At 75.8% G+C, this 15,587-nt stretch carries 1 protein-coding gene and 1 pseudogene; both read left to right on the forward strand.

Features of this window, described 5'->3' with window-relative positions:
- Positions 1 to 32: 32 nt before the first annotated feature.
- A pseudogene (locus CLT72_RS28945) lies at positions 33 to 5,225 on the forward strand (SDR family NAD(P)-dependent oxidoreductase); the annotation flags it as partial.
- 4 nt (positions 5,226 to 5,229) lie between these two features.
- Positions 5,230 to 15,585 (forward strand): type I polyketide synthase, encoded by a 10,356-nt coding sequence (locus CLT72_RS28950; RefSeq protein WP_101414450.1) that lies wholly within the window; start codon positions 5,230 to 5,232, stop codon positions 15,583 to 15,585.
- Positions 15,586 to 15,587 lie beyond the last annotated feature (2 nt).

Consider the following 15,587-nt stretch of genomic DNA (forward strand, 5'->3'; position numbering starts at 1 on the left):
GGTCCGCCCCTGGAGTGACGTCGATGCCCGACAACGAGGAAAAGCTGCTCGACTACCTCAAGCGGACGACAGCGGAGCTGCGCGAGACGCGGCGGAAGCTGCGCGACGCGGAGGAGGCGGCGCACGAGCCCATCGCGATCGTCGGCATGGCGTGCCGGTTCCCCGGCGGCGTGCGTACGCCCGAGGAGCTGTGGGACCTGGTGGCCGCCGGACGGGACGGGGTCGGCGGCTTCCCCACCGACCGGGGCTGGGACGTGGCGGAACTGTACGACCCGACGCCGGGCGTGCCGGGCAAGTCGTACACCCGTGAGGGCGGCTTCCTGTACGACGCGGCGGAGTTCGACGCGGAGTTCTTCGAGATCAGCCCGCGTGAGGCGCTGACCATGGATCCGCAGCAGCGCCTGCTGCTGGAGACGTCGTGGGAGGCGCTGGAACGGACCGGCCTCGATCCGGCGTCCCTGCGCGGCAGCGACACCGGCGTGTTCGCCGGGATGATGTACCACGACTACGCCGGCAACAGCTCCACCGGCTCGATCGCCTCGGGCCGGGTCGCGTACGCCCTGGGCCTGGAGGGCCCGGCGGTCACGCTCGACACGGCCTGCTCGTCGTCGCTGGTCGCCCTGCACCTCGCCGCCCAGGCGCTGCGCGGCGGCGAGTGCTCGCTGGCCCTGGCCGGCGGCGTGACGGTCATGGCGACCCCCGAGACGTTCGTGGAGTTCTCCCGCCAGCGGGGCCTGTCGCCGGACGGCCGGTGCAAGTCGTTCGCCGCCGCCGCCGACGGCACCGGCTGGTCCGAGGGCGTCGGCATGCTGGTGGTGGAGCGGCTGTCGGACGCGCTGCGCAACGGCCGCCGGGTGCTGGCGGTGGTGCGGGGCACGGCGGTCAACTCCGACGGCGCGTCGAACGGGCTGACCGCGCCGAACGGGCCGTCGCAGCAGCGGGTGATCCGGGCCGCGCTGGCCAACGCGCGGCTGTCGGCGAGCCAGGTCGACGTGGTCGAGGCGCACGGCACGGGCACGAAGCTGGGCGACCCGATCGAGGCCCAGGCGGTCCTGGCCACCTACGGGCAGGGCCGGGAGCGGCCGTTGTGGCTGGGCTCCGTCAAGTCGAACATCGGCCACACCCAGGCCGCGGCCGGCGTCGCGGGGGTGATCAAGATGGTGGGCGCGCTGCGCAACGGGCTGCTGCCGCGCACGCTGCACGTGGACGAGCCGTCGCCGCAGGTGAACTGGTCGGCGGGGGCGGTGTCCCTGCTGACCGAGCCGGTGGCGTGGCCCGCCGGTGACCGGCCGCGCCGGGCCGCCGTGTCGTCGTTCGGGGTCAGCGGCACCAACGCGCACGTCGTGATCGAGGAGCCCGAAGCGGACGCCTCGCCCGAGCCGGCGTACGCCGTCCGGCCGCCGGCGATCCCGTGGGTCCTCTCCGGACGGACGCCGGAGGCCGTACGGGCCCAGGCCGCGCGCCTGGCCGACGCGGTGGCCGGCCGGGACCCCGACGACGTCGGGTTCACGCTGGCCGTCGGCTTCACGCTCGCGGTCGGGCGGACCGCGTTCGAGCACCGGGCCGCCGTGGTGGGCCGCGACACCGAGGAGCTGGTCCGCGCCCTGCGGGCGGGCGTGCAGCCGACCGTGGCGGCCCCCGGCAGGTTGGCGTTCCTGTTCACCGGGCAGGGCGCACAACGACTCGGCATGGGCACCGAACTCGCCGCCGCGTACCCCGTCTTCGCCACCGCCTTCGACGAGGTCTGCACCGCCCTCGACACCCACCTCGACCAACCACTACGCAAAATCATCGACACCGACGAACTACACCAGACCGGCTACACCCAACCCGCCCTGTTCGCCTTCGAAGTCGCCCTGCACCGACTCCTCGAATCCTGGGGCATCCACCCCCACGCCGTAGCCGGACACTCCATCGGCGAACTCACCGCCGCCCACATCGCCGGCATCCTCGACCTCACCGACGCCGCCACCCTCGTCACCACCCGCGCCCGCCTCATGCAAACCCTCCCCACCGGCGGCGCCATGATCGCCATCGAAGCCACCGAGGAACAGGTCACCCCCCACCTCACCGACACCGTCGGCATCGCCGCCATCAACACCGCCACCCACCTCGTCATCTCCGGCGACGAAACCGCCACCCTCACCGCCGCCGACGCACTCGCCGCCCAAGGCCACCGCACCAAACGCCTCACCGTCTCCCACGCCTTCCACTCCCACCTGATGGACCCCATCCTCGACGACTACCGCACCGTCGCCGAATCCATCACCCACCACGAACCCCACATCCCCCTCATCTCCACCACCGACGGCCAACCACTACGACCCACCCCCGACCACTGGGTCCACCAGGTCCGCCAGGCCGTCCGCTTCCACGACGCCATCACCACCCTCACCACCAACCACCACATCGACACCTACCTCGAAATCGGCCCCGACACCGTCCTCACCACCGCCGCCAACACCACCGCCACCAACGCCACCACCATCGCCACCACCCACCGCGACCAACCCGAAACCGCCACCCTCACCAGGGCCGTCGCCGACCTGCACAACCTCGGCTTCCCCGTCGACTGGCCCACCTGGTTCGCCGGTGCCCGCGCCACCGACCTGCCCACCTACCCCTTCCAGCGTCAGCGGTACTGGGCGGAGAACGCGACCGCGACGGGGGCGGCCAGCCGGCTCGGCCTCGCCGACACCGAACATCCCCTGCTCGGAGCGGCCGTCGCGCTGCCCGACTTCGACGGCGTCGTCTACACCGGCCGGCTGTCGACCGGCACGCACCCGTGGCTCGCGGACCACGTCATCGCGGGCCGGGTGCTCGTTGCCGGCGCGGCGCTCGTCGAACTCGCCGTACACGCCGCCGACGCGGTCGGCTGCCCGGTGGTGGACGAGCTGACCATGGTCGCCCCGCTGGTCCTGCCCGATGACGGCGCGGTGCAGCTGCGGCTGCGGGTCGGTGAGCCGGACGAGGAGGGGCGCCGCAAGGTCGAGATCCACTCCCGCGGCGAGCACACCGAGAGCTGGACGCCGCACGCCACCGGGCTCGTCACCGCCGACCCGGTCGCCACGCCGGACACCGTGGCCGAGTGGCCCCCCGCCGACGCCCGGCCCGTCGACCTGACCGACGCCTACGACCGGCTCGCGGACCGGGGCTACGGGTACGGGCGCGCGTTCCGGGGCGTCACGGCCGTGTGGCGACGCGGCGACGAACTGTTCGCCGAGGTCACGCTCGCCGAGGCGGAGGAGCGGTTCGCGCTGCACCCCGCCCTGCTGGACGCGGCGCTGCACGCCCCGCTGCTGGCCGACCCGGACGGCACCGGCGACACCCTGCTCCCGTTCTCGTGGCAGCAGGTGGTGCTGCACGCCACGAACGCCACCGCCCTGCGGGTCCGGATCGTCCCCGTCGACTCCGGCTGGGCGCTCACCGCGACCGACGGCACGGGCGCGCCCGTGGTGTCCGTGGGCAGGCTGGAGACCCGGCCGGTCGCCGGGCTCGACGTGCGGCCGGCCCACCACGACTCGCTGTACGAGCTGACCTGGGTGCCGGTGCCGGCCACCGGCGGGCCGGCCGGGGACGTGACGGTGCTCGACACCACCACGTTCCCGCCCGATCCCGCAGCGACGGACACGCCGGCCGCCGTGCGCACCGCGCTGCACCGCGTACTCGACGAGATCAGGTCGTTCCTGGCCGGATCCGCCGGCTCCCGGCTCGTCGTGCGTACCCGGGGCGCGGTCGCCCTGCCCGGCGAGGACGTCACGGACCTCGTCGGCGCCGCCGTGTGGGGCTTCGTCCGCTCGGTCCAGGCCGAGCACCCCGACCGCGTCGTCCTCGTCGACGGCGACCTCGTACTGGCCGACGACGAACCGCAGCTCGTGGTCCGCGACGGCGTCGCGCACGCCGCCCGACTGGCCCGGGCGGCCACCGCCGACCCGGTGCCGGCGGACTTCGGCTCCGGCACCGTGCTGGTGTCGGGCGCGTCCGGCGCGCTGGGTGCGGTCCTGGCCCGGCACCTCGTGGCGGCCCACGGGGTGCGCGACCTGCTGCTGGTGTCGCGCCGGGGCGCGGCGGCGCCGGGCGCGGCGGAGCTGGCGGCGGAGCTGACGGCGTCGGGCGCCGCCGCGCGGTGGGCGGCGTGCGACGTGGCCGACCGCGACGCGGTGACGGCGCTGGTCGCCGGCCGGGACCTGTCGGCGGTGGTGCACGTCGCCGGCGTGGTGGACGACGGTCTGCTGACGTCGATGACGGCCCAGCGGCTGGACCGGGTGCTCGCGCCGAAGGTCGACGCGGCCTGGCACCTGCACGAGGCGACGGCCACGGCGGGCCTGTCGGCGTTCGTGACGTTCTCGTCGGCGGCGGGCGTGTTCGGCAACGCCGGTCAGTCGGCGTACTCCGCGGCCAACGCCTTCCTGGACGCGCTGGCGGTGCGCCGCCGGGCGGCCGGCCTGCCCGGGCAGTCGTTGGCGTGGGGCATGTGGGACGGGGGGATGGCGGGAGAACTGGGCGCCGCGGAACGGCAGCGGCTGGCCCAGGCGGGCGTACGGGCGCTGTCGGTGGACGAGGGCCTGCGCCTCTTCGACGCCGCGAGCACCTGCGCCGCGCCGGTGCTCGTGCCCATCGGGCTCGACCTCGGCGTGGTCGACGGCCCCATCTACCGTGGCCTGGTCCGGGCCAGGACGCGGCGGGCGGCGTCCGCCGGCAACGGCCTCGCCACCCGGCTGCTCGGCCTGCCCGCCCCGGAGCGCGCCGACCTGCTGCTGGACCTGGTCCGTACGAAGGTCGCGGGGGTGCTCGGGCACCGGGACCCCGACGCCGTCGATCCCGCCCGCGCCTTCACCGAACTGGGCTTCGACTCCCTCGCCGCGCTGGAACTGCGCAACCAGCTCAACACCGCCACCGGCCTGCGGCTGCCCGCCACGCTCACCTTCGACCGCCCGAACACCCGCGCGGTCGCCGACCTGCTGCACGAGCGGCTCGTGCCGGACACCGGCACCGACGGCGGGCTGCCGGAGGACGAGGTCCGCCGCATCCTGCTCGCCATCCCGATCAGCCGGCTGCGCGACGCCGGCCTGATGGACAGCCTGCTCGAACTGGGCGGCGTACGGGTCGCCACCGGCGAGCCCGACGCCGCACCGACCGGGTCCATCGACGACATGGACGCCGACGCACTGATCAGCATGGCGCTCGCCGACCTCGGTGACGCGACGACGGAAGCGGGGAGCTGACCACATGGCGCACTCGGAGGAGAAGCTCGTCACCGCGCTGCGGGCCTCGCTGAAGGAGAACGAGTGGCTGCGGGAGCAGAACCGCAAGCTCGACTCGGTGCTGCGCGAACCGATCGCCATCGTGGGCATGGCCTGCCGCTACCCCGGCGGGGTCCGGACCCCGGACGACCTGTGGGACCTGGTGGCCGCCGGCGGTGACGGGATCACCGGGTTCCCCACCGACCGTGGCTGGAACGTCGCCGAGCTGTACGACCCCACGCCCGGTACGCCGGGTCGCTCGTACACCCGCGAGGGGGGCTTCCTGCACGACGCGGGCCAGTTCGACCCGGAGTTCTTCGGCATCAGCCCCCGCGAGGCGCTGGCGATGGACCCGCAGCAGCGGCTGCTGCTGGAGGTCTCCTGGGAGGCGTTCGAGAACGCCGGCATCGACCCGGCCGGCCTGCGCGGCAGCGACGCCGGGGTCTTCGCCGGCATGATGTACCACGACTACGCCGACAACAAGGCCGCCGGCGCGGTCGTCTCGGGCCGGGTGGCGTACACCTTCGGCCTGGAGGGGCCCGCCGTCACCGTCGACACCGCGTGCTCGTCGTCGCTGGTCGCCCTGCACCTGGCCGTGCAGGCGCTGCGCAACGGCGAGTGCTCGCTGGCGCTGGCCGGCGGGGTCACCGTCATGGCGACCCCGCTGACGTACGTCGAGTTCTCCAAGCAGCGCGGGTTGGCGCCCGACGGCCGGTGCAAGTCCTTCGCCGCCGCCGCCGACGGCACCGGCTTCGCCGAGGGCGCCGGCATGCTGGTCGTGGAGCGGCTGTCCGACGCCCGGCGCAACGGGCACCGGGTGCTCGCCGTCGTGCGCGGCACGGCGGTCAACCAGGACGGCGCCTCCAACGGCCTGACCGCCCCGAGCGGGCCCGCGCAGCAGCGGGTCATCCGGTCGGCGCTGGCCAACGCGCGGCTGTCGGCCAACCAGGTCGACGTGGTCGAGGCGCACGGCACCGGCACCACCCTGGGCGACCCCATCGAGGCCCAGGCCATCCTCGCCACCTACGGCCAGGACCGGGAACGGCCGCTGTGGCTGGGCTCCGTCAAGTCCAACATCGGTCACACCCAGGCCGCCGCCGGCGTCGGCGGGATCATCAAGATGGTGCTCGCCATGCGGCACCGGCTGCTGCCGAAGACGCTGCACGTCGACGCACCGAGCGACCAGGTCGACTGGACGGAGGGCGCGGTCTCCCTGCTGACCGAGGCCGTCGCCTGGCCGCGCGGCGCCGAGTCGTCCCGCGCCGCCGTCTCGTCGTTCGGGGTGAGCGGAACCAACGCCCACGTGATCCTCGAGGAACCGCCCGCGCAGGAGCCCGCGCCGGCCGCCGAGGCGACCGGACCGGTGCCCTGGGTGCTGTCCGGTCGTACCGCCGACGCCCGACGCGACCAGGCGGCCCGGCTGGCGGCCCACCTCGACCGGCACCCCGCCGCCCCGGCCGACGTCGCCGCCACCCTGGCGGCCCGCACCCGCTTCGAGCACCGGGCGGTCGTGGTCGGCGCGAACCCCGCCGAGCTGCGGGCCGGCCTGGCGGCCGTCGCGGCGGACGAACCCGCGCCCGCCGTGGCCGCCGGCACCGCCCTGAAGACCGAGCCGCGGGTCGCCTTCATGTTCCCCGGCCAGGGCTCGCAGTGGGCGGGCATGGCCGTGGAGCTGATGGACACCCACGAGGTGTTCGCCGCCCGGATGGACGAGTGCGCCAAGGCGGTGGACGGGTTCACCGACTGGTCGCTGCTCGACGTCGTGCGCGGCGTGCCCGGCGCGCCCTCGCTCGACCGGGTGGACGTGGTGCAACCCGTGCTGTTCGCCGTGATGGTGTCGCTGGCGGCGCTGTGGCGGTCGTACGGCGTCGAGCCCGCCGCCGTGGTGGGGCACTCGCAGGGCGAGATCGCGGCCGCCGTCGTCGCCGGCGCGCTCACCCTCGACGACGGTGCCCGCGTCGTCGCGTTGCGCAGCCGGGCGATCGCCGCCGGCCTGGCCGGACGCGGCGGCATGGCCTCCGTGGCGGCGCCCCGCGCGGACGTGGAGGCGCGCCTGGCCCGGTGGGGCGAGCGGATCTCGGTCGCCGCCGTCAACGGGCCCGCCGCCACCGTCGTCTCCGGCGAGCCCGACGCCCTGCGGGAACTGCTGGCGGCGTGCGAGGCCGACGGCGTGCGGATGCGGATGATCCCGGTGGACTACGCCTCGCACTCCGCCCAGGTCGAGGCCATCCGGGACGAGTTGCTGAGCGTCCTCGCCGACGTCCGGCCGCGAAGCGCCGACGTGCCGCTGTACTCCACCCTCACCGGCGCGGTCGCCGACACCGCCACCCTCGACGCCGACTACTGGTACGCGAACCTGCGCGGCACGGTCCGGTTCGAGGAGGCGATCGACCGCCTGCTCGCCGACGGGCACGACGTCCTCGTCGAGATCAGCCCCCACCCGGTGCTGGGCATGGGGGTGCGCGAGATCCTGGACCGCGCCGACGCCCCCGCCGCGCTCGTCGCGTCGCTGCGCCGCGACGAGGGCGGCCTGTCGCGGTTCCTGCTCTCCCTCGCCGAGGCGTACGTGCGCGGGGTCGCCGTCGACTGGTCCCGGCACACCAACGGCGTGCCGGCCCCGCTGCCGACGTACCCGTTCCAGCACCAGCGGTACTGGCAGCTGGAGGCGGCGTCCGCCGTGGACGCGCGCGGGCTCGGCATCGACGTCGTCGGCCACCCGCTGCTCGGCGCCGCGCTCACCGTCCCGGAGCGGGACCTGGTCGTGCTCGCCGGCCGGATCAGCCTGGAGACCCACCCCTGGCTGGCCGACCACGCCGTCCTGGACACCGTCCTGCTGCCCGGCACGGCGCTGGTCGAACTCGCCGTGCGCGCCGGTGACGAGGTCGACTGCCCGGCCGTCGAGGAACTCACCCTCACCACCCCGCTGGTCCTCCCGCCCCAGGGCGGGGTGGCCCTGCGGCTCACCGTCGAGGCACCCGACGAGCACGGCCGCCGCGCGCTGGGCGTCTACGGCCAGACCGACGCCGAGGCGACGGTCGGCATGTGGACCCGGCACGCCACCGGTGTCCTCGCCCCCGCCACGACGCAGGGGGAGCGCCTCACCGAGTGGCCGCCCGCCGACGCGCAGGCCGTCGACCTCGGCGACCTGTACGACCGGCTCGCCGGGCTCGGCCTGCGCTACGGGCCGGTGTTCCAGGGCCTGCGGGCCGCGTGGCGCCGGGGCGACGAGACGTTCGCCGAGGTGGCGCTGCCCCAGGGCACCGACGCGGACGGGTTCGGCCTGCACCCCGCGCTGTTCGACGCGGCCCTGCACGCCCTCGCCGGCGACGTCGCCGACGGCACGGCGCAGCTGCCCTTCCTCTTCGGCGGCGTGACGCTGCACGGGGCGGGCGCGACGAGCCTGCGCGTCCGGTTCACCCGGAAGGGGGCGGACAGCGCCGCCCTGCTCGTCGCCGACCACGCGGGCGCCCCGGTCGCCACCGTGGCGGCGCTCACCGTACGCCCGGTGGCCCCGCAGGCGCTGCGGGGTCGCAGCGGCTTCGTCGAGTCGCTGTTCCGGCTGGAGCACGCGCCCCTGGCCGTCGGCCGGGGCGACCGGGGTGCCTGGCAGACGCTGGGCACCGCGCCGGTCTTCGACGCGCCGCCGGTGGCGTTGGCCGACGCGTCCGCCGACACGCTGTTCCTGCCGTGCTTCGCCGACGCGCCCGGCGTCGCCGCGGTCGCCGACCTCACGGCGTACGCGCTGACCACGATCCAGCAGTGGCTCGCCGCACCGGACCTGGCCGACACCAGGCTCGTCGTGGTGACCCGCCCGGACGACCTGGCCGGCGCGGCGGTGCACGGGCTGGCCCGCTCCGCGCAGGCCGAGAACCCCGAGCGGATCGTCCTGCTGGAGGCCGACGACACCGCCGACGCCCTGGTGGCGGCGGCGCTGGCGACCGGCGAGCCGGTGCTCGTCATCCGCGACGGCGTGGTGAGCGCGCCGCGCCTGGCCCGGGTCCCCGACTCCGACGTCGCCGGGCCCGCCGTGTTCGGCCCGGACGGCAGGGTGCTCGTCACCGGCGGCACCGGCACCCTCGGCGCGCTGGTCGCCCGCCACCTCGTCACCGAGCACGGGGTACGCGAACTCGTGCTGACCAGTCGCCGCGGCCTGGCCGCCGAGGGCGCGGCCGAGCTGCGCGACGAACTCACCGGGCTGGGCGCGACCGTGACCGTGGCGGCGTGCGACGTGGCCGATCGGGACCAGGTCGCCGCGCTGCTCGCGGCGCACCCCGTCACCGGTGTCGTGCACACCGCGGGCGTGATGGCCGACGCCACCATCCCCACGCTCACCCCCGAGCGGCTGGCCACCGCGCTGCGCCCCAAGGTCGACGCGGCCTGGCACCTGCACGAGCTGGCCGGTGAGCTGACCGCCTTCGTGCTCTTCTCCTCGGCCGCCGGCATCTTCGGCAGCCCCGGCCAGGGCGCCTACGCGGCGGCGAACGCGATGCTCGACGCGCTCGCCGCGCGGCGGCGGGCGGCGGGACAGCCCGCCCACTCGCTCGCCTGGGGGCTCTGGGCCGAGCGCAGCGAGATGACCGCCGACGTGGACGGCGCGCAGCTCGGCCGGATGGCCCGCAGCGGCATGGCCGAGCTGTCCAGCAAGGACGGTCTGGCGCTCTTCGACGCCGCGGTCCGCTCGACCGAGGCGCTGCTGGCACCGGTGCCGATGGACCTGGCCGTGCTCGGCCGCGGCGACCGCGAACCGCCGGCGCTGCTGCGCGGCCTCGTCCGCGCCCCGGCCCGCCGGGCGGTGGGCGGCTCGTCCCTTGCGCAGCGGCTGGCCGAGGTGCCCGCCGAGCGCTGGCACGAGGTCGTGCTGGAGGTGGTGCTCACCCGGGTCGCCTCCGTCCTCGGCTACGCCCGCGCGGACCGGCTGCCGGCGGGGCGCGCCTTCAAGGAGCTCGGCTTCGACTCGCTCACCGCGCTCGACCTGCGCAACCAGCTCAACGCGACGACCGGGCTGCGGCTGCCCGCGACGCTGGTGTTCGACTACCCGACGCCGGAGGTGCTGGCCGGGCACCTCGTGGAGCAGTTGGGCGGCGGGCGCACCGCGACGACGGACGTCGCGCTGGCGCGGCACGACCAGGAGCCCGTCGTGATCGTGGGGATGGCGTGCCGCTTCCCGGGCGGCGTGCGTACGCCGGAGGACCTGTGGCGGCTGCTCTCCGGCGGCGCGGACGCGATCGGGCCGTTCCCCACCGACCGGGGATGGCACCTCGACGCGCTGTTCGACCCCGACCCGGACCACCCCGGCACCAGCTACGTCGACCAGGGCGGTTTCCTCTACGACGCCGCCCAGTTCGACCCCGGCTTCTTCGGCATCTCCCCCCGCGAGGCGCTGGCGATGGACCCGCAGCAGCGGCTGCTGCTGGAGACCTCGTGGGAGGCGCTGGAGCGGGCCGGCATCGACCCGACCACGCTGCGCGGCAGCCGCACCGGCGTGTACGCGGGCGTGATGTACAACGACTACGGCAGCGTGCTCAGCGGCTCCGCCGAGTCGGTCGACGGGTTCCTGTCCACCGGTAACTCCGGCGGGGTGATCTCCGGCCGGATCTCGTACACGCTCGGGCTGGAGGGCCCGACGATGACCGTCGACACCGCCTGCTCGTCGTCGCTGGTCGCCCTGCACCTCGCCATCTCCGCGCTGCGCAACGGGGAGTGCTCCCTCGCGCTGGCCGGCGGCGTGTCGGTGATGTCGACGCCCGGCACGTTCCTGGAGTTCTCCCGGCAACGCAACCTCGCCCCCGACGGGCGGTGCAAGTCGTTCGCGGGCGCCGCCGACGGCACCTCGCTCGCGGAGGGCGTCGGCGTGCTGGTGGTGGAGCGGCTCTCCGACGCCCGCCGCCACGGGCACCCGGTGCTCGCCGTGGTGCGGGGCTCGGCGGTGAACTCCGACGGCGCCTCCAACGGGCTCACCGCGCCGAACGGGCCGGCCCAGCAGCGGGTGATCCGGGCCGCCCTGGCGGACGCCCGGCTGTCCCCGTCCGAGGTCGACGTCGTCGAGGCGCACGGCACGGGCACGACCCTGGGCGACCCGATCGAGGCGCAGGCCGTCCTCGCCACGTACGGCCAGGAGCGCGCGGCACCGGTGCTGCTCGGTTCGGTCAAGTCGAACCTCGGCCACACCCAGGCCGCCGCCGGGGTGGCCGGCATCATGAAGATGGTGCTGGCGCTGCGGCACGGCCTGCTGCCACCGACCCTGCACGTGGACGAGCCCTCGCCGCACGTCGACTGGACCACCGGCGCGGTACGCGTCGCCGCGACGCCCGTGCCGCTCACCGCCACGGACCGGCCCGTGCGCGCCGCCGTGTCGTCCTTCGGCATCAGCGGCACCAACGCCCACGTCGTGCTGGAACAGGTCGAGCCGGCGGCACCGGCCGAGGAGCCGGACGTCCCGTTCACGCCGTGGCTGCTCTCCGCCCGGACCGAGGAGGGGCTGCGCGAGCAGATCCCGCGGCTGCGTGCCCACGTCGCCGCCGATCCGACGCTACGCCCGGTCGACGTCGCGTACACCCTCGCCACCGGGCGGGCCGGGTTCCCGCACCGCGCGGTGCTGCTCGGCGACCAGGTGGTGACCGGCACGGTCGACGGCGGCAGGCTCGCGATGGTCTTCACCGGCCAGGGCGCGCAGCGGATCGGCATGACGACGGAGCTGCTGGGCTTCCCGGCGTTCGCGCGGGCCTTCGACGAGGTGTGCGCGGAGCTGGACCGGCACCTGGAGCGGCCCCTGCGGGAGGTGCTGGACACCGACGAGGTGCACCAGACCGCCTGGACCCAGCCGGCGTTGTTCGCGGTCGAGGTGGCCCTGTTCCGGCTGTTCGAGTCGTGGGGCGTCCGGCCGGACCTCGTGGCCGGGCACTCGATCGGTGAGCTGGCGGCGGCGCACGTCGCCGGGGTCTGGTCGCTCGCCGACGCCGCGACGGTGGTCGCGGCGCGGGGCCGGCTGATGCAGGCGCTGCCCAGCGGCGGCGCGATGGTGGCCGTACGGGCCACGGAGGACGATGTCACGCCGCTGCTCACCGACGGCGTCGCCATCGCCGCCGTCAACGGCCCGGAGTCGGTGGTGCTCTCCGGTGAGGAGGCCGCCACCCTCGCCGTGGCCGGGCAGCTGTCCGGGCGGGGCCGCAAGGCGCAGCGGCTCACGGTGTCGCACGCGTTCCACTCGCCGCTGATGGACCCCATGCTCGACGAGTACCGCGCCGTCGTGGCGCGGGTGGAGTGCCGCGAGCCCGTCATCGAGCTGGTCTCGACGGTGACGGGCGACGTCACCACCCTCGACGCCGACTACTGGGTGCGGCAGGTACGCGAACCCGTCCGGTACGCCCACGCGGTCGCCACGCTGGCCGCGTCCGGGGCCACCACCTTCCTGGAACTCGGCCCCGACGCGGTGCTCACCACGCTCGGGCGCAACGTGGCCGAGGGCGAGTGGATCCCGGCGTGCCGCAAGGGCCGCGCCGCGCCGGAGACCCTGGCCACCGCGTTCGCCCGGCTCGCGGCGCGCGGCGTGGCCGTCGACTGGCCCACGGTCGCGCCGGGGCGGACCGTGGAGCTGCCCACCTCCGCGTTCCGGCACCAGCCGTACTGGCCCCGGCCGGGCGTCGGCACCGGCGACGCGGGCGGGCTCGGCCAGACGCGGACGAACCACCCACTGCTGGGCGCGACCGTCGAGCTGCCGGACGGCGGGGCCGTGTTCACCGGCCGGCTCGCGCTGGCCACCCACCCGTGGCTGGCCGACCACGCGGTCGCGGACCTGGTGCTGCTGCCCGGCGCGGCGCTGGTGGAGCTGGCGGCGCACGCCGGCCGCGAGGTCGGCTGCCCGCGCGTCGAGGAGCTGACGTTGGAGGCGCCGCTGGTGCTGCCGGACTCCGGCGGCGTCCAGGTGCGCGTGACGGTGGGCGAGGCGGCGTCCGACGGCGGCCGGGACGTCAGCGTCCACTCGCGGGTCGAGGACGAGGACGGCTGGACGACCCACGCGGCGGGCCGGCTGACCCCGGCCGGGGCCCTCGGCGCCGACCTGCGGGCCTGGCCGCCGGACGCCGACCCGGTCGACGTCTCCACGACCTACGACGACCTGTTCGCGCGCGGCCTGCGCTACGGCCCGGTCTTCCAGGGCCTGACCGCGGCGTGGCGGCGCGGGGACGAGGTGTTCGCCGAGATCGCCCTGCCCGAGCAGGCGCACGACGACGCCGCCCGCTTCGGCCTGCACCCGGCGCTGCTGGACGCCGCCCTGCACGCGGCGGCGTCGACCGGCGACGGCGAACCCGTGCTGCCGTTCTCGTGGCGCGGCGTCACCCTGCACGCCACGGGCGCCACCCGCCTGCGGGCCCGGATCGTGTCGGGCGACGGCACCGCGACGGTCACCCTGGCCGACGCGGCCGGCGCCCCGGTCGCCTCCGTCGAGGCGCTGGCGGTGCGCCCGGTGTCGCCGGAACAGCTCTCCGCCCTGCGCCGCGACCGCCACGAGTCGCTGCTGCACCTGGAGTGGACGCCGCTGACCGCCGCGCCCCGACCGCGTACCGTCGCGGTGCTCGGCGCCGGCATCGGCGGCCTCGACGCCACCGCGTACCCGGACCTGGCGGCCCTCGCCGGGGCCGTCGACGCCGGCGCCGCCGTGCCCGAGCTGGTGGTGGCGCGCTGCGCCCCCGACCGGGGCGCGGCGCAGGACGTACGCGCGCACACGGCGACCCACGAGGTCCTCGCCCTCGCACAGCGGTGGCTCGCCGACGAGCGCTTCGCCACCTCCCGCCTCGCCGTCCTGACCAGCGGCGCGGTGGCCACCCGCCCCGACGCCGACGTCACCGATCTCGCGGGGGCCGCGGCCTGGGGCCTGATCCGCTCCGCCCAGTCCGAACACGCCGACCGGTTCGCGCTGGTCGACGTCGACGCCGAGGACTGCCCGGGGCTGCCGGCCGCGCTCGGCTCCGACGAGCCGCAACTGGCCGTCCGGGGCGCCGACGTCCTCGTGCCCCGCCTCGCGCGGACCGCCGTCGCGGCCGACGCCCCCGCCGCCGGGTTGGCTGGTCCCGTCCTGGTCACGGGCGCCACCGGCGTGCTCGGCCGGCTCGTCGCGCGGCACCTGGTCGACCGCCACGGCGTACGCGAGCTGGTGCTGGTCAGCCGCAGCGGCCCCGCCGCCGAGGGCGCGGGCGAGCTGCGCGACGAACTTCTCGCCCTCGGGGCGGAGGTCACCCTCGCCGCGTGCGACGTCGCCGACTCCGAAGCGCTCGCCGCGCTGCTCGCCGCACACCCGGTACGCGCGGTGGTGCACACGGCCGGTGTGGTGGACGACGGCGTCATCTCCTCGCTCACCCCGGAGCGGGTCGACCGGGTGCTGCGGCCCAAGGTCGACGCCGCCACGAACCTGCACGAGCTGACCGGGGACCTGACCGCGTTCGTCCTGTTCTCCTCGGCCTCCGGGGTGCTCGGCGGGCCGGGCCAGGGCAACTACGCGGCCGGCAACGCCTACCTGGACGCGCTCGCCCAGCACCGGCGGGCGAACGGCCAGCCGGCCGTGTCGCTGGCCTGGGGCCGCTGGGCACAGGCGGGCATGGCGGAGCAGCTCACCGAGGCCGACCTGCGGCGCATGTCGCGCTCGGGCGTCGGCGCGCTCTCCGCCGAGGAGGCGCTGGCCCTGTTCGACGCGGCGCTGTCGCACCGGGGCATGGTGGCGCCCATCCGGCTCGACCACCGGGCCCTGCGCGAGCGCGCGGTCGCGGGCATGGTGCCGCCGCTGCTGCGCGGCCTGGTCCGGGTGCCCGCCAAACGGGCGGCCGACGCCGACGCGGGCGCGGTCGACGCGCTGCGGCAGCGGCTGGCGGGCCGGGACGCCGAGGAGGCCGAGGCCATCCTGCTCGACCTGGTGCGTACCCACGTGGCGGGCGTGCTGGCCTACCCCGACCCGGGCGCCGTCGCGGCCGACCGGCCGTTCAACGAGCTCGGCTTCGACTCGCTGACCGCGGTCGAGCTGCGCAACCGGGTCAACGCCGCCACCGGGCTGCGGCTGTCCGCGACGCTGGTGTTCGACCACCCGACGTCGAACGCCCTCGCCGCGCACCTGCGCGCCGAACTCGCCGGTGAGGCCGGCGACACCAACGCGGTGCTGGCCGCGTTCGCCGAACTCGACCGCCTCGAGGCGGTCCTGTCGGACGTCGACGAGCAGTCCCGTACGCGGCTGTCGCTGCGGCTGCGCGACGTGCTCTCGAAGCTGGGCGGCGAGCCCGTCTCCACCGGCAACGACATCGATTCCGCGACCGACGACGAGGTCTTCGCTCTCATCGACAGCGAACTCGGCATCTCATGACA

This window comes from Micromonospora sp. CNZ309 (assembly GCF_002846525.1).

What these genes read in the sequence shown, in the direction of transcription:
- CLT72_RS28950 (WP_101414450.1), top strand. Translation starts at nt 5,230, where the DNA reads ATGGCGCACTCGGAGGAGAAGCTCGTCACCGCGCTGCGGGCCTCGCTG.